Here is a 22,474-nt window from a genome sequence, read left to right as displayed (position 1 = left end):
CCGCGGGTTTTCGCGTGGCATTGAACGGTTGTGCGGCGCCCGCTCAGGCGCCGGATGTCTTGCTGGCCTGGGTGCCGGCCTTCCTGGCCGCAGCGGTCTTGGCGCCGGCGCCGACGGTGAAATAGCGGCGGCGCAGGATGTCGAGACCGACCGCGAGCACCATGATCACGCCCACCGCGATCTGCTGCCAGTTGGAGTTCACCCCGATGACCACGAGGCCCGACTGCACCACCTTGAGCATCAGGATACCGACGACACCGCCGGCAATGGTGCCGGCGCCACCGAACAGGCTGACGCCGCCCACCACCACACCGGCGATGACGATGAGCTCCCAGCCCGAGCCGATCGAAGTGGTGCCTGACTGCAGGTCCGCCATCACGAACATGCCGGCGACGGCCGACAGCGCGCCGACAGTGATGAAGGCGCCGATCTTGTAGATGGTGGTGTTGATGCCGACGAGGCGCGCCACTTCGGGGTTGCCGCCGGTGGCATAGAGGTTGCGGCCGAGCACGGTGCGGCGCAGCACGAAATCGGCGACGATGGCGGCGACGATGAAGAAGGCAAAGCTCCAGCCCAGCCCGAAGGCGAAGGTGCTCATGCCGAAATCGGAGACTTCCTTGGGCAGCGGATAGACCGGGTAGCCCCCGGTGACGAGTTGGATCAGCCCCTGCCCGATGAACAGCATGCCCAGGGTCTGGATGAAGGCCGGTATCCTGAACTTGACGACGATGATGCCGTTGATCAGCCCGATCAAGGCGCCGACGCCCATGCCGCCGAGAATGGCAAGCGGGACCGGCCATGCGAGCGCCGTCATCAGTTGCGCGGCGATCACCGCCGAAACGCCGGCGACCGAGCCGACCGACAGGTCGAACTCGCCGGCGACCAGCAGGATGGTCTGGCCGATGGCGATGATGCCGACGAACGAGACCACATTGAGGATGGCGCGGATGTTTCGCTCGGACAGGAAGGCCGGTTGCAGGAAATAGAAGAAGGCGACCAGCAGCAGCAGCGCCGCGATAACCCCGACCTCGCCGATGGCGATAAAGCCGATCGCCCGGCTGCGCAGCGAGGGCGTGTTCGGGTCGTCGGTCGTGGCTGGCGCCGCGCTGTTCATAACTGGTCCTCCCTGATGCGGCGGCGCTGTTGCGGAGTTTCCGGTCAGCGCTTCGTCGCCCCTCCATCAGCTATTATACTATTATAAGTGTCAAGACCTCTCGTGCAGTGGTCAGACCACTTTCCAGCAAGTCCCCGTAACAACATCAATGGTACCGGAACCATCAGCTACCGTCAAAGACTTTGGTACCGGAACCAACGCTGGCGCGAAGCGGTTGCCGGGGCTATGATTCCGGCGTTTCGGAGAGCGACGCATGGCCAGATCGGAAGACGGCGGCAACGAAAAGAAGCCGCTGGAGCGGTTGGGAGTGCGCGAGATCGCCAAGCGGGTCGGCGTTGCGCCGATGACCGTTTCGCGCGTGCTCTCCAACCCCGACATGGTCGCCCCCGCCACCCGCGCCAAGGTGCTGGAAGCCATCGAAGCGGCGGGCTTCGTGCCCAACCGGCTGGCTTCGAGCATGAAAGGCAATGGCCGGATGATCGGCACGGTGGTGCCGCCGCTGATCAATTCGGGCATCGCCGAACAGGTGCAGGGCATGTCGGACGAGTGCCAGCAGGGCGGCTACTCGATGCTGCTGGTGCAGGGCGAGTTCACCATGGAAGCAGAGGAGGCCTCGATCCGCACCCTGCTCGGCTGGCGGCCGGCGGGCATGATCCTCCAGAGCTTCGTGCAGAGCGAAGTGGCGCGGCAGCTATTGGTATCGAGTGGCGCGCCGGTGGTGGAAATCTCCGAGATCAAGGGTCGGCAGCCGATCGACATGGTGGTGGGTGTGTCGAACTTCGAGACCGCCTACGCGATGACCATGCATCTCGCCGCCAAGGGCTATAAGCGCATCGGGTTCGTGTCGACGCCGATCCACGGCAATGACCGGCTGCAGCAGCGCCGCACCGGTTACCATGCGGCGCTCAGCGAACTGGGCATCGAGAACCACGCCTCGATGGAGGTGGAGGTGCCGATCACCGCCGCCGGCGGGGCGCAGGCGCTGGCAACGCTGACCGAGCGACACACCGATATCGACGCGATCTTCTTTTCTTCCGACACGCTGGCGATCGGCGCGGTGCAGGAATGCCACCGCCGCGGCTGGGCTATCCCGGACCGGATCGGCATTGCCGGCTATGGCGACATGGACCTTGCGGCGCAACTCTACCCGCCACTCACCACGGTGAAGGTCAACCGCTACGAGATGGGCCGGCGCGCCGTTCGGCAGCTGCTCGATCGTCTCGGCGGCAAGCAGAAGCTCGCGACGATCACCAGCCTGGGGTTCGAGATTGTCGATCGGGAGAGTGCTTAGGGGTCGGAAAGGCCCCCTCAAGCGCCGCTACGCGGCGACCTCTCCCCCAAGGGAGAGGTGGCGCAGGGGCACGATCTCGCCACCCGGTCACCTCTCCCTGGGGGGAGAGGTCGGCCGAAGGCCGGGTGAGGGAGCCTTTTCCTAGCCCTTCACCTTCGCCTTGTTCTGCGCATCCGTCCCCAGCCGCTGTTCCCAGCCCTCGGTGTGCACGTTGAGATAGGCATGCGGGTCGTATGGATGTTGCTTGATGGCGTCGATGTTGAGATCGATGCCGAGGCCCGGCGCATCCGGCAGCGACAGGTGGCCGTTCCTGGGATCGATGCTCGGCCGCCAGGTGACGAGGTCGAAGGTCCAGGCGTCGTTGAAGGCGTCGAAATGCTCCTGGATCAGGAAGTTCGGCACGGCCGCCGCCAACTGCAGGCACACCGCCGTCGCTACCGGTCCACCGCTCTGGTGCGGCGCGATGTGACTGCCATGCGCCAAGGCGAGGTTCGCCACCTGCATGGACGGGCCGATGCCGCCCAGCGACATGGGCTCGGGCTGGAAGATGTTGACGCCGCCGCCGGCGGCGAGCGCATAGAACTGGCCGACGGTGTCGAACATTTCGCCGGTCGCCACCGGAATGGGCGAGCGATGCGCCACCTCATGCACGGTCTCCTGCCGGTCGCGCGAGGTCGGTTCCTCCCACCAGTAGATATCGAGATCGGCGAAGCGCTCAGCCGCCTTCAGTGCGGCAATTTCGGTGAAACGGGCATGCACGTCGATGAGGATGCGGGTGTCACCCGGCAGCTCGTCGCGCAGCTTGCGGCAGATCTCGTAGCTGAGTTCGAGCTCGTCGCGCGAGATGAAGCCCTGCGCTGTGCCGAACGGGTCGAGCTTGAACGCTCTAAACCCCTTCGCCAGCACGGCTTTGGCCGCCTCGAGGAAGTGCTCCGGCGTACGCTCGGTGCGATACCAGCCATTGGCATAGCCGAGCACGCTGTCGCGCACCTGGCCGCCGAGCAACTGGTGGATCGGCACGCCGAGGCTCTTGCCGAGGATGTCCCAGCAGGCGACTTCGACCGCCGCCATCACGGTGCGATGGATATGGCCGCCATCGAGCGACACGCTGTCGAGCATGCGCTTCCACAGCGCGCTGATGCGGCGCGGATCCTGGCCGATGACGAGATGCTTCAGCTCATGCACCCCGGCTTCGGTGGTGGCGATGAAGCCGTTCAGCGTGCCCTCGCCGATGCCGTAGATACCGGCATCGGTATGCACCTTGACGAACAGCCAGTTCTTCCAGCCGGCGCCGACGGTGAAGGTTTCGATCTCGGTGATTTTCATGTGCTTTCTTCCCCTCGGCGCGTGGGCCCCAAACTCGATGGCGCTATTGCAGCCCCGCTATCCTCTCAACCACCGCTTCGACCGTCAGCCCGTATTTTTGCTGCAGGGTCGGGACGGCGCCGCATTCGATGTAGCGGTCGGGCAGGCCGATGCGGGTGACCTTCCTCACGATCCCGGCATCGAACAAGGCCTCGACCACCAGGCTGCCGAGTCCGCCGACGATTACATGGTTCTCGGCGGTCACCACCTGGCCGACCGACGCAGCAAAGCCAGCGACGGCTTCGCTGTCGAACGGCTTGATGGTCGGGACATGGAGGACCGCGACAGAGATGCCGCGTTTTTCCAGCAGGGTTGCGGCGTCGATGGCGCGTTCGCTCATGAAGCCAGTGGAGATGATGCCGACGTCCTTGCCATCACGCAGGGGCCGGGCCTTGCCGATCTCGAACCTGTAGCCGGGCTCGAGCACCACCGGCACGGCGCCGCGCAACAGGCGCATATAGACCGGGCCGTGATGGTCGGACATCGCCATCGTGGCCGCGTCGATTTCGGTGGCATCCATCGGATCGATGATGGTGAGGCCGGGGACCATCCGCATCAGCGCCAAATCTTCGATCGCCTGATGGGTGCCGCCATAGCCGGTGGTCAGCCCGGGCAGCCCCGCGATGATCTTCACATCGAGGTTGGAGTGGGCCAGCGCGATGGCGACGAAATCGAAGGCGCGGCGGCTGGCGAACACGCCATAGGTGGTGGCGAAGGCTTGCTTGCCCGTCCGCGCCAGCCCCGCCGCGACGGCGACGAGGTTCTGCTCGGCCATGCCGACATTGAAGAAGCGATCGGGGTGCGCGTCGCGGAACGGGTGGATGTCGGTATATTTGCCGAGATCGGCGGTGAGCCCGACAATGTGCTGCCGCTGCTGCCCGAGCCGGACGAGTGCCTTGCCGAATGGGGCATCGACCGATTGACGACCGCCGCCGGGGGCTTCGTTCTCGCCCATGGCCAGGGTGCGGCCGGCTTCCATGACGCGGCTCATTGCGTGGCTCCCACGCTTTGCTCGAATTCGGCGATGATCGAATCCCACTGGCCGACATCGACGCGGAAGAAGTGCGATTTCTCGCTCTGTTCGATGCGACGAACGCCCTTGCCGGGGAGAGTGCGAAGCACGATGGCTTTGGGTTTGCCGTTGCGGTGACGGGCACTGGACAGCGTCGTCACCACGGCGTCCATATCGTTGCCGTCGATCTCGAAGGTTTCCCAGCCGAAACTCCGCCATTTGTCGGCGACCGGCTCCATGTCGAGCACCACGGGGCCATCGGCCTGAATGCCGTTGCAGTCGACCAGCGCCACCAGCCCATCGAGCCGGAAATGGCTGGCGGACATCGCAGCCTCCCAGGTCGAGCCCTCCTGCATTTCGCCATCGGAGAGTTCGACGAAGACGCGGGCGTCCGAACGATCGAGCCGCAGCCCGAGCGCCTGCCCGACCCCCTGCCCCAGCCCGTGGCCGAGCGAGCCGCCGATCACCTCGACCCCGGGCGTCGTATCGAGGGTCGACATCTCGAGCCGGCTGTTGTCGGCGCCATAGGTGACGAGTTCCGCCACCGGGATGATGCCGGCTTCGGCCAGCGCCGCCCAGAGTGCGATCGAGTAGTGTCCGGTCGACAACAGGAAGCGGTCGCGGTCGGCCCAGCCCAGATTGTCCGGATCATAGCGCAGTTCGTGGAAATAGAGCGCGGTGAGCGCATCGGCGATGCCGAGGCCCTGGCCGATATAGCCGGCGCCTTGGCCCCGAGCCATGGTCAGCATATGGCGGCGCAGCGCTGTGGCGCGCTGCTTGAGCGCGCCGATATCGGCCTCGGCGGGCGGCGAGTTGCGGGTCATCAGATCAATCCTTGTCGAGGCCGCCGGACATGTTGAGCCGCTCGGCGGTCATGTAGCGCGGGGAATCGAGGCAGAGCCACACCACCGCTTCCGCCACCTCGCCGATCTCGGCGCGACGGCCGAGCGGCACGCGGCGGGTGCGCTCGTCGAGAAAGGCCTTGAGGTCGTTGCTGCGGCCGTTGACGCGGGCGAGCTCGACTTCGGTCGAGCGCTGCATCTCGGTATCCATCATGCCGGGCGCCAGCGAGTTCACCAGCACGCCATAGGGCGCCAGCGCCACCGCGAGCGCCCGGGTGATCGAATCCACCCCGGCCTTGCTGGCGGTGTAGGCGGTGTAGTCGGGCAGCGCCATGCGCGAGCCCGGCGAGGTGATGTTGACGATGCGGCCGGCGCGCTGCTCGCGCATCACCCGGCCGGCGGCCTTCGACGCCATGGCGAGCGCCGTGACGTTGAGCGCCAGGGTGCGGGTCCAGGATTTGTAGCTCGACTCGAGAAACGGCTCGATGACGCCGTAGCCGGCATTGTTGACCAGGATGTCGATGCCGTCCCAGTGCGCCACCACCTTGTCGACGGCCGCTTCGGGGGCGCCCTCGAGGGTGAAATCGCCGACGATCTCGAGCACCTGCCCGCCGGCATGCTCGACCAGGCGGGCCGTTTCCGCCGTGCCGGCAGCGTTGATGTCGGCAATGGCGACGGCGCAACCGCGGCCCGCCAGCTGGATGGCAACCTCGCGCCCCAGGCCACCGGCCGCGCCGGTGACCAGCGCGCGTTTCAGGATCGCCGTGTTGGTACTCAAATCCGCATCCCCCCTGGACGTCTTGACGCGACTGATACCGGTACCATAAATTGAAGTCAACGGGCTTGGGAGGGTTCGAATGAAAGTCACTGCGCTCGAGACACTGATGATCGCCGAGTTCCCGTTCCTGTTCTGGCTCAGGGTACATACCGACGTGGGGATCGTCGGCACCGGCGAGACGTTCTGGGCGCCGGGACCGGTGGCGAGCTACATCCACGACAATGTGGCGCCCTACCTGATCGGCAAGGACCCCAGGGATATCGAGCTGCACGACCGGACGCTCGGGAGCGTCTACGTCGGGGCGCGCGACTCGGGCGCCGAGGTGCGTGGCAACTCGGCGGTGAACATCGCGCTGTGGGATATTTACGGCCAGGCGCTGGGCGAGCCGCTGCGGCGGCTATTGGGCGGGCGGACGCACCAGTCGGTGCCGATCTACAATACCTGCGCCGGCTACAAGCATGTGCGCGCGAGCAAAAGAAACGCGCTGTTCGAGCGCACCGAGGACTGGTCGCTGACGGCCGGCGACTCCAACGACGGACCATATGAGGATCTGCTGGCCTGGCGGTTCGACGCGGGCAAGCTGGCGAAGAGCCTGCTGTCGGAAGGCATCGGCGCAATGAAGATCTGGCCGTTCGACATCGCCGCCGAGGCCTCGAACGGCACGCGCATTTCGCTCGGCGACCTCGACAAGGCGCTGGAGCCGTTCAAGCGGATCCGCGACGCGGTCGGGCGCGACATGGAAATCATGGTCGAGCTGCACGGGCTCTGGACCTTGCCACCGGCATTGCGCATCGCCGAGGCACTGAAGCCCTATGACGTGGCGTGGCTGGAAGAGCCGATCCGCTACAACGAGTTCGACGCAATGGCGGAGCTGGCGCGGCATACCTCGATCCCGATTGCCGCTAGCGAGCGGCTGGCCTCGCGGCAGATGTTCAAGCAGCTGATCGACAAGCGCGCCGCATCGGTGATCATGATCGACCTCGCCTGGTGCGGCGGACTTTCCGAGGCCCGCAAGATCGCCAACCTGGCGGAAGCGAGCGAGCTGCCGGTGACGCTGCACGATTGCACCGGGCCGATCGTCTATGCCGCGAGCTGCGCACTGTCGGCGACGCTGCCCAACGCCATCTACCAGGAAGCGGTGCGGGCCTATTTCACCGGCTGGTACACCGAGATCGTCGCCGATCTGCCGCCGGTGACGGATGGCCGGGTGGCGCCGCTCGATGGCGCCGGACTGGGGATGCGGTTGCGGGACGAGTTGTTCACGCGGGCAGATGCGACGGTGCGACGGACGGGGGCGATCTGAGGACTCGCCGCACACACTGAGCGGCACCTCCCCCCTTGTGGGGGAGGCTGGGAGGGGGGAGCCACGTGCACCGGCTCCGTGTCGGGCACCAACATCGAGCTTGCGGCTCCACCCCCTCCCGCCCTCCCCCATCAAGGGGGAGGTGTTGGACCGGTGGGGGTCGCGGGATCGCGCCCGGCCTACCCCCGCAACTCCCCCACCGCTGCCTTCAGCCCCTTGAGCACCAGCGCAGTATCCACCCCAGCTCCGACCAGCGTCACGCCGCGACCGATCCACCGGCGGGCGGCATCGGCGGTGCCGGCGAAGATGCCGGTGGTAACGCCCGCGGCTTTGCAGGCATCGATCACCTGCTCGATCGTCGCGACGACCTTGGGGTGCCCCATCTCGCCCGGCACGCCGAGGGCATGCGACAGGTCGAGCGGGCCGAGGAAGATGCCGTCGAGGCTCGGCAGCTGCAGGATCCCGGGCAGAGCGGCGACGCCGCCGGCGCCTTCCACCATCAGCAGCACGGCGACGTCGCGATTGGCGTCGGCGAACCATTCGGTGCGGCCGGAATAGTCGGCGCCGCGGACGAAGGAGTTGGCGCCGCGATTGCCGTCAGGGGCGAACCGGGCAGCGCGCACGGCGCGTTCGGCCTCGGCGACGGAGCCGATCTGCGGCACGATCACCCCGGCGGCGCCGGCATCGAGCGCGGCGCCGATCTCGGTGGGCTCGCTGCTGCGCACCCGCACCAGCGGGTAAATGCCGCGCGCCATGGCGGCGAGGACCAGCGGGCCGAGTGCTTCGCTGCCATGCGCGCCATGCTCGAGATCGAGGATGACGCCGTCATAGCCGGCGAGCGCGATCAGTTCGACCAGTTCCACCGACGGAATGATCGAGAACGGCGCCAGCAGCGGCGCAGCGGTTTTGAGACGCGCACGAAGCGGTGGCAATGGCATGGGCAGCCTCCCTGTTGCGGCCTCTTCCTAGCTCGGGTCGCGGGTCCAGGCGACAGGAACTTTCCGCCTAGACATTATGCTATTATAATCTATGTTCGAAAGTGAGCACGTAGATCGGACCCGGAATCGGGACGGTGCAGGGAGGCGTTCAGGTGGCGATTTCGGCGATGCGCAAGGGCACGCAGCAGGCTGGCGCGGGCAATCTGCCCGACAGGCAGGTGCTGATGGGCCTGTTCGAGCAGATGGTGCTGCTGCGCAAGTTCGAGAGCGTCGCACAGGTCGCCTGTCGCAAGGGCGAAACCCCCGGATTTCTGCATCTGTATATCGGCCAGGAAGCAACCGGTGTGGGCGTCTGCGCACATCTGCGGCGCAGCGACTGGGTCACCTCGACACATCGTGGGCACGGGCACGCGCTGGCCAAGGGCGCCGACCCCCGGCGGGTGATGGCGGAGCTGTTCGGCAGGGCGGACGGCATCTGCGGCGGCCGCGGCGGCACCATGCATCTCTATGATCGCTCGGTCGGGCTGTTCGGCACCAACGGCATTGTCGGGGCCGGCATCGGCCACGCCGTCGGCATCGGCATGAGCGCCCGGGCGCAGGGTCGCGACGATATCGGGGTGGCGTTTTTCGGCGATGGCGCCGCCAATCACGGCGCCTTCCACGAAGGCCTGAACTTTGCGGCGGTGAACCGCGCGCCAACGGTGTTCGTGTGCGAGAACAACCTCTACGCCACGGCGACGCCGCTCAAATCCATCACCCTCAACCCCGAGATCGCCAGCAAGGCCGCCAGCTACGGCATGCCGGGCGTGGCCGTGGACGGCAACGATGTGTTCGCGGTGTGGCTGGCGATGAAGGAAGCCACCGAGCGGGCCCGCTCGGGCAAGGGTCCGACGCTGATCGAAGCCAAGACCTATCGCACCGTCGGACACCACGAGGGCGACCCGGTGATCGGCACCTACCGCACACAGGAAGAAGTCGACGCCTGGCTGAAGCGCGATCCGATCGACATGTTTAGGAAGCGCCTGGTGGAGGATTACGGCATCGCCGACGCCGACGATCTCGCCGATATCGAATCGCATATCGACAAGGTGGTGCAGGAGGCGCTGGAGTTCGCCCGCAGCTCGCCCGAACCCGACCCTTCGACGGTGCGCCGGCATGTCTATGCCAATCCGATCAACCCGCCGGAAGCGCTCAAGGCGCGCGCCGTTGGCGAGACCCGGGTGCAGGGTTGGCTCGAGGCGGTGCGCGACGGCATTGCCGAGGAAATGCGGGCCAACCCGGCGATCCTCTACTTCGGCGAAGGTACCGGCGAGCGCGGCGGCAGCTTCGCCCACACCAAGAACCTCTGGCACGAGTTCGGAGCCGACCGGATGGTCGACACGCCGATCTCAGAGCAGGGCTTTACCGCCGCCGCGGTCGGCGCTTCGGCAACCGGCACGCGCACCGTGTCGGACCTGATGTTCGCCGATTTCGCCTTCGAGACCACCGGGCAGATTTTCCTGCAGGCGGCGAAGCTCCGCTACATGAGCAATGGCGAGATGAGCGCCCCGATGGTGGTGCGCGCCGGCGCCGGCGCGCTGCGCAGTTCCGGCCCGCACCATTCGGGCATGTACCATCCGCTGTTCGCGCACATGCCGGGCCTGATCGTTTGCGTGCCGTCGAACCCCGCCGATGCCAAGGGGCTGATGAAGACGGCGCTGCGCGGCGCCGATCCGGTGATCATGCTGGAGCCCAAGGCGCTGTTTGCCTCGAAGGGCCCGGTGCCGGTCGGTGAAGAGCACTACGTGCCGTTCGGCTCGGCCCGCATCGCGCGCGCCGGCAAGGATATCACCGTCGTCGCGGCCGGACAGATGGTGGCGCGGGCGCTGGAAGCAGCCGACCTGCTGGCCGCTCAGGGCACCGATGTCGAAGTGGTCGACCTCCGCACCATCATGCCGCTCGACGTCAACACCATCGTCGAGAGCGTGAAGAAGACCCACCGCCTGCTGGTGGTGGACGAGGCCTGGGCGATGTGCGGCATGGGCGGCGAAATCGCCCAGACCATCAATGAACTGGCCTATGACGAGCTCGACGGTCCGGTCGGTCGGTTGCACACCGCGCCGGTCTCGCACCCGTTCGCACCGGTGCTGGAGCGCGCCATGCTGATCGATGCGGCGCAGATCATGGAGGGCGTGCGCAACATCATCGCCGGCAGGGCGCCGGTGCCGGACCACTGGCACACCACAGGCATCATCGCCGAGGCTGCAGCCGCGATCCCTGCTCCGGTGTCGGTGCCGGCCCCCGCGGCGGCGCCGGTCGTTGCCCCGAACAGCGACGACGAGCCGATCAACATGCCGTTCGGCGACCTCACGGTATCCGAGGGCACGCTGGTCAAATGGCTGAAGGCGGTCGGGGACGCGGTGAAGGAAGGCGACGTGGTCGCCGAGATCGAGACCGACAAGGCGGTGGTCGAGATCGAGGCGCCGGCTTCGGGTACCCTCTGCGCCATCGACCAGCCGGTCGGTGCGGTGGTGCCGATGGGCGGCCGCATCGGCGGTATCCGGAAATAATCAGCGACTGCCGAGGGCAGCGGAGGAAGCAATGAAGATTCTGTGCGTCAACTGGCAGGCTGCCGACGATGCCGAGCTGGAACGCCAGCACTACCCGGATGTCGAGTTCATCCTCGCCCGTTCGACGGCGGATGTCGCAGCGGTGCTCGATCCAGAGGTGGCCAAGACCGTCGACGCCGTGATCAACCACTCGCCGACGCTGAACGTGCCGCTGCCGCCGACGGCGTTTGCCAATGCCAGGATCGCGGTGCGCTCGGGTGTCGGCTTCGACAACATCGACACCGCCGGCTGGGGGGCCCGCAACATCCCGGCCTGCAATGTACCGGATTACGGCACCACGGAAGTCGCCGACCACGCCATCGCGCTGATGCTGGCGCTGACCCGCGGCACCTACACCTATCCGGCCGAGATCGCCGTGGACGGCCTTGAAGGCTGGCACTTCTCCAAGGCACCGCTGATCCGCCGGCACAAGAACGCGACGTTCGGCGTCATCGGGCTCGGCCGTATCGGGCTCGCCGCAGCGCGGCGCGCCGCCGCCTTCGACATGAAGGTGGTGTTCTACGATCCGCACCTGCTTTCGGGCGTCGACCTCTCGACCGGCTACGAGCGGGTGCATTCGCTGAACGAACTGATGGCGCGGGCCGACGTGGTGTCCGTGCACGCGCCGCTCAGCAGCGAGACGCGCGGACTGCTCGGCACCGAGGCGTTCGCCGCGGCCAAGCCCGGCTTGATCGTGGTCAACACGGCGCGCGGGCCGATCATCGATGTGTCGGCGCTGGAAGCGGCGATGCGCAACGGAACAGTAGCGGGCGCCGGGCTCGACGTGCTGCCGAACGAGCCGGGCGATCTCGAGCATCCGCTGCTCAAGGCCTGGCGCGCCAACGAGCCGTGGATCAAGGACCGCTTGATCGTCACTCCGCATGCGGCCTTCTACAGCCCGGCCTCGATGATCGACTTGCGGCTCAAGTCGATCGAGGTGATCCACGCCTACCTGACCGAGGGCCGGCTCACCAACTGCGTCAACCGCGAATACCTGCAGCGCTGATGCCCGCCACCGTGCTCCAGCCGCGTCGCGCCGCCTCGCCCTATGCCCGTCGGCTGGCGCGCGAGCGCGGCCTCACGCTGGAGGAGCTCAAAGGCTCCGGGCCGAACGGTCGCATCGTCGCGGCCGATATCGAGGCCTATGTGACCCGCCCCCCTGCCCCCGTGGCAGCGAGCGGTCCGCAGACGTCGGCGCTCGGCACCACCGTTCAGCTCACGACATTGCTGCAACTGCTCGCCGGCTTTGCCGATGCCGATACGCCGTTCACCGTCGAAGACGTGGTGCTGCGCGCGGCCGGATGCGCGCTCGACGACGTGCCGGAGAGCCATAGCCTCGCCGGCGCCCCCGTGGCGCTGGAGCAGCAGGCCGGGCAACTGGTGTTTGCCGAGATCCGCAAGGGCTCGCTCGGGCCGTTGCGGGCGAGGCGGCTCAAGGCGCTCGAGGCCGGCGGCGACCAGTCGTCGGAACCGGCGGCGCTGTCGCTGAAGCTACTGGCCGCCTCGGACATCCGGCCCGTGGTGATGCCGTTGAAGCCCGGCCGCAACATGCGGCTGGTGCTGGCGACCGGACCGGCGACAGGAGAATGCCTGTTGTCGTTCGACGCGGCGCAGGTGAGCGAGGAAGCGGCGACGGCGTTGCTGACGCGCTTCAAGGCGTATCTGGAGCTGCCGCTGCGATTGTTGGCTTAGCAATTTCGGCAGGGCGAGCCACAACACTGGCCCATCCACCGCGTGTGAGCGCGCAGTGTTATCTCATCCGCCCTCACTTACTCGGGGACGGCGTGAACACAGCGGTTCGCGAGTCATAGATCGTGCTATTATCATAGCCACACCTGTGGGGCTGGCTGAGTATATGGACGACCTGAGCGCAACGATCGACCTCCTGCCCAAGCGCGTGCTGGCGCGGGCGCAGGGACCGCTGTACCGGCAGCTCGCCGACATCCTGCGAGAGCCGATCGCTTCCGGGGCGTTTCCGGTCGGTGGCGAGCTCCCCAAGGAAGCGATGCTTGCCGAACGCTTCGGGGTCAGCCTGATCACCGTGCGCCAGGCGCTGCGCGATCTCGAGGCCGACGGACTGATCAAGAAACGCTCGGCCAAGCCCGCCGTCGTCACCTCGGCAGCGCCGCCGGTGACGCTGAGCTGGACCTTCAAGAACTTCGCCGACATGGCGGCCTTCACCAGGGACGCGTCGCTGAAGATCAAATCCTACAAGAAGGAGCTGTCGCCGCTGCTGCAGCGGCATTTCGGGCTGGGCAAGGACGAGCCGGGTTATTGCCTGCGCTCGATCCTGTCGGTCGGCAAACAGAAGAAGGCGCAGATCACCACCTACTTTCCGCCCGACCTGGGCGGGCAGCTGAAGAAGGAAGACTTCAACGACGTGCTGATCTTCCGCGCGGTGCAGCGCCGGCTCAATATCCGCATGGCGGTGGCGCATTGCACGGTGCGGGCCGAACTTGCCGATGACGACGTGGCCGCGGATCTCGGCGTCGCCAGGGGGTCGGCCATTCTAGCGGTCGAGATGCTGTATCAGTCGGCCGACCAGCAGAACGTCGAGTTCTCGATCGCCCGGCACCCGGCCGACATCTTCTCGATCACCTACGACGCGCCGAACGATCTCGTCTGAGGGCGTGTCGGTCTGCATGGCACCATGCCGGATAGACAGTCCAGTAAAATTATAATAGCATCATAGCTGGCTCGAGACGTGCGCAGGAAAGTAGCGCCGCTCGGACTGGAGCGCCGGCGGTCTACGCCCGCTTTCGAGGGAGACTGGTAGTCCATTTCTGACGTCTGAGCCGGCCCGGCCCTGTTTGACAGGGTCGATTGGTACCGGTATCAATTGGCCGCGGGCATCGCAGTGAAGACGGGAGGGACCGTCGCGACCCGCACATGGGAGGATCATCTGATGAAACTGCACTCAGTGCTGATGTGTGCGGCGCTGGCCGTCACGTCCTTGTCGGCAGGCGTGGCGCCGGTCGTGGCACAGGACAAGAAGCCGTACGTCATCTATCTCAGCAACAACTTCGTCGGGAACGACTGGCGACAGCAGATGCAGCGCGTCGCGCAGGTCTCGGTGGACAAGGGACCGCTGGCCGGCCGGGTCGAACTGCATATCGAGGTGGTCGAGAACACCGTTCAGGCGCAGATCAACTCGCTCAACAATATCATCCGCGAAAAGCCCGACGCGATCCTGGTCGATGCGGCGTCCGACACGGCGCTCAATCCGACGATCAAACGGGCCTGCGATGCCGGCATCGTAGTGATCAGCTTCGACCAGGTGGTGACCGAGACGTGTGCCCTCACCCTCGCCTCGAACTGGGCGCGCATCCCGGCAGTGATGGCCGAGTGGATGGCAGTGCAGCTCGGCGGCAAGGGCAACGTGCTGGTCGATCGTGGCCTCGCCGGTGCGCCGATCTCGGCGCAACTGCAGGAAGGCTACGAGGCCGTCCTGAAGAACTATCCCGATATCAAGGTCGTGGGTTATTATAACGGCGACTATGCGCTCGGGCCCGAGCAGGCCGGCGTCGCCTCGCTGCTGGCGGCCAACCCGCAGGTCGACGGCATCCTGACCCAGGGCTATGGCTCGGGCGCCATCCAGGCGCTTAAGGATGCCGGTCGGCCGATGGTCCCCGTGGTGGGTTTCTCCTACAACGTCGCCGCGCTGACCTGCGCCGACAGCGGCGCGAAATGCATTCTCGGCTCCAACCCGGCGTTCCTCTCGTCGGAAGCCATCAAGCTGGCGGTCGAGATCCTCGATACCGGCAAGCGTCCGGAGAACCGCTCGGTGGAGGTCGAAGGCGACTTCATCACCACCACGCCGTTCGAGTCGAAGCTCTTCCCCGGCGCCAAGATGCAGACCATCGAGCTCGGCGTGAATGCCTTCCCGGACCAGCCGCCGGGACTGACGCTGCCGATTTCGCCCGACTGGGTGGAGATCACCGCCGCGGAAGCCGCCGGCGTCGCAAAGTAGGACAACGGTCATTTCCATCCCTCCCGGGAGCCCGCTCCCGGGAGGTCCGTCTGTCGGGGCGACGTCAATGCAGCTTATCGAAGTCAACGGGCTGACCAAGCGCTATGGCGGCATCGTCGCACTGAGCGAGGCCAGCTTTTCGGCCCGCGCCGGCGAGGTGCACGCGCTGCTCGGCGAGAATGGCGCGGGCAAAAGCACCTTCATCCAGATCCTCTCCGGCGCCGTGCGGCATGACGGCGGCAGCATCCGGCTCGAGGGCGCCGACTACCGCCCTCCGAACCCGGACGCGGCGCAGGAGCGCGGCATCGCCGCAGTGTTCCAGGAACTGTCGCTGATCCCCGACCTGACGGTCGAACAGAACATCTGGTTCCGGCGCGAACCGCGTAACCGCATCGGCATGGTCGATCGCCGCGAGCTGCGGCGGCGGACCCTCGAACTCCTCGGCAGGTACAAGTTTCCCGTCCTCGCGCCGGAACGCGAGCTGCGGCGGCTGACTCTCGCCGAACGGCAGATCGTCGAAATCGCCAAGGGGCTGGCCAAAGACCCGCGCATTCTCATCCTCGACGAGGCGACTTCTGCGCTGCCGGCGCGCGAGGCCGAATGGCTGCTGGCGCTCACCCGGCAACTCGCCGCCGAAGGGCGGCTGGTGATCTTCATCTCGCACCGCATGGCCGAAGTGCGCGCCATCGCCGACCGGCTGACGATCTTCCGCAACGGCAAGACAGTGGCGGCGCACGAGGCCAATGCGGTGAGCGACGACGAGATCGTGACGCAGATGATCGGCCGGCACCTCGACCGGCTCTATCCCGAGCGCATCGCGACGGCGACAGAACGCGTGGCGCTGCGGGTCAGCGGGTTCGGCAGCGGCTCGCGGTTGGCCGGCGTCGATTTCGCGCTGCGCGAAGGCGAGGTGCTCGGCGTCGGCGGGCTGCAGGGGCACGGGCAGCGCGAGCTGTTCCAGGCCTTGTTCGGAGCCAGCCGTTCCACCGGAACGCTCGAACTATGGGGCAAGCCGTCCAGCATCCGCAATCCACGCGAAGCACTGATCGGACGCGACGGCATCGCGCTGGTGCCGGAGGACAGGCGCGGCCAGGGCCTGCTCCTGAGCAAGAGCGTGCGCGAGAACTTGACGCTTTCGGTGATCCGGCGGTTCTCCTCGCACGGCCTGCTCGACGACAAACGCGAGGCGGCCCTGGTCAACCAGATGATGGACTTCCTGCGCATCAAGGCGGGAACGCCGGAGCAGCCGGCGGGGACACTGTCGGGCGGCAACCAGCAGAAGGTGATCTTCGGCAAGATGCTGCTGACCGAGGCCCGGGTGCTGCTGCTCTACGATCCGACGCGCGGCGTCGATGTCGGGACCAAAGGCGAGATCTTCCAGCTGATGCGTGACCTCGCGGCCAAGGGCTACGCGATCCTCTTCTATTCGAGCGACCTGCCCGAGCTGGTGCATGTCGCCGATCGGGTGCTGGTGCTGCAGAACGGGCGCATCGCGGCGATGCTCGAAGGCGAGCGTATCTCGGAGGAAGGCATCCTCCGCGCCGCCGTACTCGAGAGCGAGGCGGCATGATGACGGCCCCGGCGCTCGAACAGCAGGTCGGCCTAGAGCCGAAGAAGCCCTTAACCAGCAGCTGGCGCGCCAGGTGGCTCGATCGGGCCCCGTTCCTGGTCGCCTGCCTGATGCTGCTGGCGATCGTGCTCGTCTATGGCACGCTGCAGCGCGGCGTGTTCACGCTGGACGAACTCAACCTCGACACCGCGGCGGCGATGACGCTGATCCTCGCGGCGACCGGACAGACGATCGTGCTGATACGCGGCGGGATCGATCTGTCGATCGGCGGGATGATCAGCCTCGGGACGGTGATCGCGGCGACTCAGTTCGGCGAGGATCCCCTCAACGTCGTGCTGTGGGTGGCGATCATCCTGCTGCTCGGCGCGGCGATCGGGGCGATCAACGGGTTGTTGATCTCGGTGCTGAAGCTGCAGCCGTTCCTCGTGACACTCGCAACCTGGTCGATCCTCAACGGGGCGGCGATGCTGATCCTGCCCACCGATGGCGGGCAGGTGCCGGGCTGGTGGATCGGCTTCAGCTATTCGACGCTGTTCGGCCTGTCGGGTCCGGTGTGGGTGCTGATCGGCCTGTTGTTGTTCTGGACCTGGTTCCGCGCGACGCGGGTGGGCCTCACCATCCAGGCGACCGGCTCCAACGAAAAGTCCGCGATCCTGTCCGGCGTCTCACTCACCCGGGTCAACGTCCTGACCTATGGGCTCTCGGGACTGTTCGCCGCTGCAGCGGCGATCTATCTCACGACGCAGACCGGCGGCGGCTCGCCGACCATCGGCAAGGACTACATCCTTCCTTCGGTGGCCGCCGCGGTGATCGGTGGAGTGAGCCTCTTCGGCGGGCGCGGCCATCTCGCCGGCACCATCGTCGGAGCCTTCGTGCTGACGCTGATCGGCAACCTGGTGTTCGTCATGCGCGTCTCGAGCTACTGGCAGCCAGTCGCCTCCGGGGTCATCCTGCTGCTTGCCGTGCTGGCGAGCTCGGTGGCCGAGAAAGCGGCGCGAGGGCAGGCGCAATGAGCGGCTTCGTCTCGCGCAACCGGTTGATCCTCCTTGCCTATCTCGGCATGGTGGCGCTGCTGCTGCTCACCGCCCTGTTCTCGCCGGGCTTCCTGTCGGAGAGCAACCTGCGCTCGACGCTGGTGCTCGCCGCCTTCGTCGGCATCGTGGCGCTGGGGCAGACCTTCGTCATCATCGGCGGCGGCATCGACCTCTCCATTCCGTGGGTGCTCAACTCGGCGGCCGTGCTGATGACCTTGTTCTGCGCCGGGCAGGACCTGCCGCTGGTGTGGGTGGGCCCGCTGATCCTCGCCGGCGGGGCGCTGATCGGCCTGGTGAACGGGGTCGGCGTTGCGCTGTTCGGCGTCCCCCCGATCATCATGACCCTCGCTGCCAACGTCATCCTGCAAGGCCTGATCCTGGTGTTCACCGGCGGCTCGCCGACGCCGTCGGCGCCCGAGCTGATCAAGTTCCTGGCGGTCGGCCGGCTGGGGCCGGTGCCGGTGATCGCGCTGATCTGGGGCGGCCTCGCCATCGTCGCCTCGGTACTGCTGTCGAAGGCGGCGTTCGGGCGGCACCTCTATGCCCTGGGAAGCAGCGCCACCGTGGCGGAGTTTTCCGGTGTGCCGACCAGCCGCACCATCATCCTCACCTACGTTACCAGCGGGCTCACCGCTTCGTTTGCCGGCATGCTGCTGACGGGCTATTCGGGCCAGGCCTATCTCGGGATGGGCGACCCATACCTGTTCACCTCGGTTGCCGCTGTGGCGATCGGCGGTGCGTCGATCCTGGGCGGCAGCGGGCACTATCTCGGCACGATCGCGGGCGCGCTGGTGCTGACCATCCTGACCGGGCTGCTGCCGGCATTGAACCTCTCGAACGGCGCGCTGCTGGTGGTCTACGGCGCGGTGATCCTCGTCACCGTCTCGCTCGGCAGCGAGACCTTCTCGAGCCTGTGGCGGCTCGGAACCAAGAGCAAGAAACCGAACCGCGAGGGGGAGTAGCGCATGGACATCACCTGCGTCGTCGACGCCAGGGCCGAACTCGGCGAAGGCACCATCTGGGACCCCGAGGCGGGGGTGCTGTGGTGGATCGATATCTGGAGCAAGCTGATCCACCGCTACAACCCGAAAACCGGCAAGGACGACACCTGGGAGTCGCCGGAATTCCTCGGCTGCATCGGACTCAGGCAGAAAGGCGGACTCATCGTCACCATGGTGTCGGGGTTCTATTTCTTCGACCCGGCGACCGGTTCGTTCGAGGCGATCGTCGATCCCGAAGCGCACCTCGCCGATACCCGCTTCAACGACGGCAAGCCCGACCGGCAGGGCCGCTTCTGGTCGGGCTCGATGTTCGAAGCGCCGGGAAAGAAAGTGGAGTTTATCGGCTCGCTCTACCGGATGGACAAGGATCTGTCGGTACATCGGATGATCGAGGGCGTCGGCTGCTGCAACGGGCTCGCCTGGAGCCCGGACAGCAGGACGATGTACTTCTCCGACAGTCACACGACGATCGTCCGCGCCTATGACTTCGACCCGGTGACCGGCAACATCGAGAACCAGCGCACCTTCATCGATCTCGATGGCAGCGGCGGCATCGCCGATGGTGCAACGGTCGATGCCGATGGCTGCTACTGGGTGACCATCCCGGTGACCAGCCGGGTGAACCAGTACGACCCCAAGGGCAAGCTGATGCAGTCGATTGTCCTCCCGACGGATCTGCCCACTTGCTGCGAGTTCGGCGGCGACAACCTCGATATCCTCTATGTCACCACCGCCGTGCTGAAGCGCCCGGCGGAGCATTTCGTCGGCCAGAGCAATCCGGGCGGATTGTTTGCCGTCGACGTGGGGGTGACGGGTCTGGTGCTTCCGGCGTTTGGGGGGTGAGAATTCGCCGGTCCCGGCGCCGGGTTTCCCATCGCCCCTGCCGCGGGCGTTGCGACCGTGGGGCCTGCTGCGGGATGGCGGAGGGTTTGTCAATCGCGCCGGGACTGGGCTAAGTGCGGCTGGCGCAAGACAGCCGCCGAGGGAAAAGCATGATCTACGAGTTGCGCATCTATAATTGCCTGCCGGGCCGCATGGCCGATCTGCAGCGCCGGTTCGAGGACCACACGCTCAATATCTGGAAGCGGCACGGCATCGAGCAGGCCGGGTTCTGGACCACCGCGATCGGCACCTCCAACAACGACCTCACCTACATGCTGCGCTGGAACTCGATGGCCGAGCGCGAAACCAAATGGGCCGCGTTCATGGCCGACCCGGAATGGCAGGCGGCGCGCAAGGCATCGGAGGCCAACGGGCCGCTGATCGCCAACGCATCAAGTCAGTTCCTGACGCCGACGAGCTTTTCGAGCGTGAAGTGAGCACGGCGGGTTAGCCGGTGCGGGCTGCCCCCCACCCTTAATCCCTCCCCGCAAGGGGAGGATACCCTCACGCTGATCGCGGTCCATCGTCTCCCTCCCCCTTTGCGGGGAGAGGACAGGGGTGGAGGTCGGCACCCACCAGCCTGGAAGTTAGGAAGGCGCCCCCATCTGACGTCAATTCGTCATGGACATGTCATATCAGGCGTCGGTTCCCCCTCCCAGGCGCGGTGAGTCTTCCGCCGCGCCGCCGCCCGACCCGGAAGCTATGCTCGTGAACACCACCTTCAGGAATGCCCGCCTCGTCTTGCCGGACGCCGTCATCGACGGGGACCTCTCGATTGCCGATGGCCAGATTACGGCGGTGGGGGAAGCGAGCGGGGGCGCCGATATCGACCTCGAAGGCGATTTGCTGCTGCCGGGGCTTATCGACCTTCATACCGACAATATGGAGCACCACTTCCAACCCCGGCCGGGGGTGCGCTGGCCGTCGACGATCAGCGCCGTACTGGCGCATGACTGGCAGATGCTGGGCGCCGGCGTCACCACGGTGCTCGATGCGCTGTCACTGGGCGACTATGACAGCGGCGGGGCGCGCACTGCGATGCTCGACGCGGCGATCACCGGGCTCACCGAGGCGCGCGATGCCGGCCTGGTGAAGGCCAACCACTACCTGCATTTCCGCTGCGAGCTGTCCGACCCGGCGCTGCTCGGTATCGTCGAGCGCCATATCGACAATCCGGCGTTGCGCCTGCTCAGCGTGATGGACCACACGCCGGGACAGCGGCAGTGGCACAACACCCAGCTCTATCGCGAATTCCGCCGCAAGAAGAACTCGCAGGTGTGGACCGACGAGGAGTTCGACGAGTATCTCGCCGGACGGCGGGCCGACCAGACCACCTACGTGGTGCCGGGCCGCGCCGCGATCGGCGCGCTCGGCCGGGCGCGGAACCTCCGCATCGCCAGCCATGACGACACCACCATCGCCGATGTCGAGGAATCCTACGCCGACGGCATCGCCATCAGCGAGTTCCCCACCACGCTGGTCGCGGCGCAGCGGGCGCGCGAATTGAAGATGCAGATCGTCATGGGGGCGCCCAACGTGGTGCTCGGCCGCTCGCACTCGGGCAATGCCAGCGCCGCGAGCCTCGCCGATGCCGGGCTGCTGGACCTTCTCACCTCCGATTACGTGCCGGCCAGCCTGTTGCACGCGCCGTTCATCCTCGCCGGGCGCGGCATGCCGCTGCACGAGGCGATCGCCAAGGTCACGGCCAATGCTGCCGACGCGGTCGGCATGGCCGATCGCGGCCGGCTCGTGCCGGGCCTCAGGGCCGACCTGCTGCGAGTGCGGCTGGTCGGCGAGCAGCCGGTGATCCGCGGCATCTGGGTCGGCGGCAAACAGTTGGCTTGATCTTCCGGACAGGTCGCAGACCTTTCCGGTAGGCACGAGCAAATCAGTGACTCCGGGATGTCGAATAGCCCTCGGCCCGCTCGACCAGTTGCGTTGCCAACCGGAAACGAGCAACGAGGGACCATGACTTTCAACGATGACGAACTGAAGCACTTCGAAGCCGTGGGGGCGGAACTGCCGCCCGGCGGCATCTCCGCCTATGTGGACAATGACGGCGCGCAGATCTGGCACATGAGCTTCGGCTCCGGACCGCCGGTGATCCTGCTGCATGGCGGGCTTGGCCATGCCGGCAACTGGCAGCATCAGATACAGCCGCTTGTCGATGCCGGCCACCAGGTGGTGGTGGTCGACAGCAGGGGACATGGCCGCAGCTCGCGTGACGAACGCCCCTACAGTTACGAATTGATGGCAACCGACGTCTTCGCGGTGATGGACGCGCTGGGGCTCGAGAGGACTGCGGTTGTCGGCTGGAGCGATGGCGCCTGCACCGGCCTGATCATGGCCGACCAGGCGCCGGAGCGGGTAAGCGGGCTGTTCTTCTTTGCCTGCAATGTCGATGACAGCGGCACCTACCCGTTCGAAATGACGCCGGTGATCGGTCGTTGTTTCAATCGGCACGTGAAGGACTATCAGCGGCTGTCGGCGACGCCCGAGGCGTTCCAGCAGTTTTCCGACGCGGTCGGACTGATGCAGCGAACGCAGCCGAACCTGACGGCGGACGATCTTGAGGAGATCGGTGTGCCGGTGACGGTTGCGCAGAGCGAGAACGAGGAATTCATCCGGCCCGAGCACGCGGCATATCTGGCGCGGACCATTCCGGGGGCGCAGTTGGTGACGCTGCGGGGTGTGAGCCACTTTGCGCCACTGCAGCGGCCTGAGGTGTTCAATGCGGAGGTGTTGAAGTTTCTCGCGGGGCTTGGCGCCTAGCCCCGACGTCGGCT

20 protein-coding genes are annotated in these 22,474 nt (G+C 66.5%); 14 read left to right on the top strand and 6 right to left on the bottom strand.

The annotated features are described in order from the left end of the window. Positions 1-43 precede the first annotated feature (43 nt). Positions 44-1,114: an ABC transporter permease gene (locus tag APS40_RS15425; RefSeq protein ID WP_055047897.1), complete on the bottom strand. Its 1,071-nt coding sequence runs from the start codon at positions 1,112-1,114 to the stop codon at positions 44-46. A 253-nt stretch (positions 1,115-1,367) separates the two neighbouring features. Here APS40_RS15425 and APS40_RS15420 point away from each other — a divergent pair, with 253 nt between their 5' ends. Then, positions 1,368-2,405 carry a LacI family DNA-binding transcriptional regulator gene (locus APS40_RS15420; RefSeq protein ID WP_055047896.1) on the top strand — a complete coding sequence of 346 codons (1,038 nt, stop codon included), beginning with the start codon at positions 1,368-1,370 and terminating at the stop codon, positions 2,403-2,405. Positions 2,406-2,546: 141 nt separating this feature from the next. Here the strand turns inward: APS40_RS15420 and APS40_RS15415 are convergent, their stop codons facing one another. From APS40_RS15415 to APS40_RS15400, 4 genes are read right to left on the bottom strand one after another with little or no spacing between them, the layout of a single operon-like run. Then, positions 2,547-3,731, bottom strand: coding sequence for a mandelate racemase/muconate lactonizing enzyme family protein (locus tag APS40_RS15415; protein WP_055047895.1), 1,185 nt, complete (start codon positions 3,729-3,731; stop codon positions 2,547-2,549). A 43-nt stretch (positions 3,732-3,774) separates the two neighbouring features. After that, complete coding sequence (locus APS40_RS15410; RefSeq protein ID WP_055047894.1) at positions 3,775-4,761, bottom strand: transketolase family protein; 987 nt, start codon at positions 4,759-4,761, stop codon at positions 3,775-3,777. Then, on the bottom strand, positions 4,758-5,606 hold the full coding sequence (locus tag APS40_RS15405; RefSeq protein WP_055047893.1) for a transketolase: 849 nt from the start codon (positions 5,604-5,606) through the stop codon (positions 4,758-4,760). Before APS40_RS15405 ends, APS40_RS15410 begins: the two co-directional genes overlap by 4 nt. 4 nt (positions 5,607-5,610) lie before the next feature. Next, on the bottom strand, positions 5,611-6,402 hold the full coding sequence (locus APS40_RS15400) for an SDR family NAD(P)-dependent oxidoreductase (RefSeq protein WP_055047892.1): 792 nt from the start codon (positions 6,400-6,402) through the stop codon (positions 5,611-5,613). A gap of 79 nt (positions 6,403-6,481) precedes the next feature. Between APS40_RS15400 and APS40_RS15395 the strand changes: the two genes are divergently transcribed. Next, a complete protein-coding gene (locus APS40_RS15395; protein ID WP_055047891.1) occupies positions 6,482-7,705 on the top strand; it encodes a mandelate racemase/muconate lactonizing enzyme family protein in 1,224 nt (407 codons plus the stop codon). Between the two features lie 179 nt (positions 7,706-7,884). Here APS40_RS15395 and APS40_RS15390 read toward each other — a convergent pair whose 3' ends face one another. Then, on the bottom strand, positions 7,885-8,643 hold the full coding sequence (locus APS40_RS15390; protein ID WP_055047890.1) for an HpcH/HpaI aldolase family protein: 759 nt from the start codon (positions 8,641-8,643) through the stop codon (positions 7,885-7,887). A 152-nt stretch (positions 8,644-8,795) separates the two neighbouring features. Here APS40_RS15390 and APS40_RS15385 point away from each other — a divergent pair, with 152 nt between their 5' ends. The 12 genes from APS40_RS15385 (at position 8,796) to APS40_RS15330 (ending at position 22,460) form a co-directional block, all read left to right on the top strand. Further along, a complete protein-coding gene (locus APS40_RS15385; RefSeq protein WP_055047889.1) occupies positions 8,796-11,192 on the top strand; it encodes a thiamine pyrophosphate-dependent enzyme in 2,397 nt (798 codons plus the stop codon). Between the two features lie 31 nt (positions 11,193-11,223). Beyond that, positions 11,224-12,237, top strand: a complete 1,014-nt coding sequence (locus tag APS40_RS15380; protein ID WP_055047888.1) for a C-terminal binding protein — start codon at positions 11,224-11,226, stop codon at positions 12,235-12,237. Next, positions 12,237-12,923 (top strand): E3 binding domain-containing protein, encoded by a 687-nt coding sequence (locus APS40_RS15375; RefSeq protein ID WP_055047887.1) that lies wholly within the window; start codon positions 12,237-12,239, stop codon positions 12,921-12,923. Before APS40_RS15380 ends, APS40_RS15375 begins: the two co-directional genes overlap by 1 nt. A 163-nt stretch (positions 12,924-13,086) precedes the next feature. Beyond that, positions 13,087-13,857 carry a GntR family transcriptional regulator gene (locus APS40_RS15370; protein ID WP_055047886.1) on the top strand — a complete coding sequence of 257 codons (771 nt, stop codon included), beginning with the start codon at positions 13,087-13,089 and terminating at the stop codon, positions 13,855-13,857. A 279-nt stretch (positions 13,858-14,136) separates the two neighbouring features. After that, positions 14,137-15,201 (top strand): substrate-binding domain-containing protein, encoded by a 1,065-nt coding sequence (locus tag APS40_RS15365; RefSeq protein ID WP_055047885.1) that lies wholly within the window; start codon positions 14,137-14,139, stop codon positions 15,199-15,201. Positions 15,202-15,268: 67 nt separating this feature from the next. Continuing rightward, a complete protein-coding gene (locus APS40_RS15360; protein WP_055047884.1) occupies positions 15,269-16,771 on the top strand; it encodes a sugar ABC transporter ATP-binding protein in 1,503 nt (500 codons plus the stop codon). Continuing rightward, entirely contained in the window at positions 16,768-17,784 is a 1,017-nt protein-coding gene (locus APS40_RS15355; RefSeq protein ID WP_156342951.1) for an ABC transporter permease, read from the top strand. The genes APS40_RS15360 and APS40_RS15355 overlap by 4 nt, the downstream gene beginning before the upstream one ends. Next, positions 17,781-18,767 (top strand): ABC transporter permease, encoded by a 987-nt coding sequence (locus APS40_RS15350; RefSeq protein WP_055047883.1) that lies wholly within the window; start codon positions 17,781-17,783, stop codon positions 18,765-18,767. Before APS40_RS15355 ends, APS40_RS15350 begins: the two co-directional genes overlap by 4 nt. Positions 18,768-18,770: 3 nt before the next feature. Continuing rightward, positions 18,771-19,649, top strand: a complete 879-nt coding sequence (locus APS40_RS15345) for an SMP-30/gluconolactonase/LRE family protein (RefSeq protein ID WP_055047882.1) — start codon at positions 18,771-18,773, stop codon at positions 19,647-19,649. Between the two features lie 149 nt (positions 19,650-19,798). Next, a complete protein-coding gene (locus APS40_RS15340; RefSeq protein ID WP_055047881.1) occupies positions 19,799-20,125 on the top strand; it encodes an NIPSNAP family protein in 327 nt (108 codons plus the stop codon). A 271-nt stretch (positions 20,126-20,396) separates the two neighbouring features. After that, positions 20,397-21,533 (top strand): alpha-D-ribose 1-methylphosphonate 5-triphosphate diphosphatase, encoded by a 1,137-nt coding sequence (locus APS40_RS15335; protein WP_236884115.1) that lies wholly within the window; start codon positions 20,397-20,399, stop codon positions 21,531-21,533. A 123-nt stretch (positions 21,534-21,656) separates the two neighbouring features. Next, a complete protein-coding gene (locus tag APS40_RS15330; protein ID WP_055047879.1) occupies positions 21,657-22,460 on the top strand; it encodes an alpha/beta fold hydrolase in 804 nt (267 codons plus the stop codon). The last annotated feature ends 14 nt before the right edge of the window (positions 22,461-22,474 follow it).

This window comes from Devosia sp. A16, assembly GCF_001402915.1.
Lineage (GTDB): Bacteria > Pseudomonadota > Alphaproteobacteria > Rhizobiales > Devosiaceae > Devosia_A.
The sequence above is the reverse complement of the archived record's forward strand: the minus strand, read 5'-3'. Positions and strand labels throughout refer to the sequence as shown.

What these genes read in the sequence shown, in the direction of transcription:
- APS40_RS15380 (WP_055047888.1), top strand. Translation starts at nt 11,224, where the DNA reads ATGAAGATTCTGTGCGTCAACTGGCAGGCTGCCGACGATGCCGAGCTG.
- APS40_RS15365 (WP_055047885.1), top strand. Translation starts at nt 14,137, where the DNA reads ATGAAACTGCACTCAGTGCTGATGTGTGCGGCGCTGGCCGTCACGTCC.
- APS40_RS15370 (WP_055047886.1), top strand. Translation starts at nt 13,087, where the DNA reads ATGGACGACCTGAGCGCAACGATCGACCTCCTGCCCAAGCGCGTGCTG.
- APS40_RS15340 (WP_055047881.1), top strand. Translation starts at nt 19,799, where the DNA reads ATGATCTACGAGTTGCGCATCTATAATTGCCTGCCGGGCCGCATGGCC.
- APS40_RS15415 (WP_055047895.1), bottom strand. Translation starts at nt 3,731, where the DNA reads ATGAAAATCACCGAGATCGAAACCTTCACCGTCGGCGCCGGCTGGAAG.
- APS40_RS15355 (WP_156342951.1), top strand. Translation starts at nt 16,768, where the DNA reads ATGATGACGGCCCCGGCGCTCGAACAGCAGGTCGGCCTAGAGCCGAAG.
- APS40_RS15425 (WP_055047897.1), bottom strand. Translation starts at nt 1,114, where the DNA reads ATGAACAGCGCGGCGCCAGCCACGACCGACGACCCGAACACGCCCTCG.
- APS40_RS15395 (WP_055047891.1), top strand. Translation starts at nt 6,482, where the DNA reads ATGAAAGTCACTGCGCTCGAGACACTGATGATCGCCGAGTTCCCGTTC.
- APS40_RS15405 (WP_055047893.1), bottom strand. Translation starts at nt 5,606, where the DNA reads ATGACCCGCAACTCGCCGCCCGCCGAGGCCGATATCGGCGCGCTCAAG.
- APS40_RS15345 (WP_055047882.1), top strand. Translation starts at nt 18,771, where the DNA reads ATGGACATCACCTGCGTCGTCGACGCCAGGGCCGAACTCGGCGAAGGC.
- APS40_RS15410 (WP_055047894.1), bottom strand. Translation starts at nt 4,761, where the DNA reads ATGAGCCGCGTCATGGAAGCCGGCCGCACCCTGGCCATGGGCGAGAAC.
- APS40_RS15420 (WP_055047896.1), top strand. Translation starts at nt 1,368, where the DNA reads ATGGCCAGATCGGAAGACGGCGGCAACGAAAAGAAGCCGCTGGAGCGG.
- APS40_RS15390 (WP_055047890.1), bottom strand. Translation starts at nt 8,643, where the DNA reads ATGCCATTGCCACCGCTTCGTGCGCGTCTCAAAACCGCTGCGCCGCTG.
- APS40_RS15375 (WP_055047887.1), top strand. Translation starts at nt 12,237, where the DNA reads ATGCCCGCCACCGTGCTCCAGCCGCGTCGCGCCGCCTCGCCCTATGCC.
- APS40_RS15350 (WP_055047883.1), top strand. Translation starts at nt 17,781, where the DNA reads ATGAGCGGCTTCGTCTCGCGCAACCGGTTGATCCTCCTTGCCTATCTC.
- APS40_RS15360 (WP_055047884.1), top strand. Translation starts at nt 15,269, where the DNA reads ATGCAGCTTATCGAAGTCAACGGGCTGACCAAGCGCTATGGCGGCATC.
- APS40_RS15330 (WP_055047879.1), top strand. Translation starts at nt 21,657, where the DNA reads ATGACTTTCAACGATGACGAACTGAAGCACTTCGAAGCCGTGGGGGCG.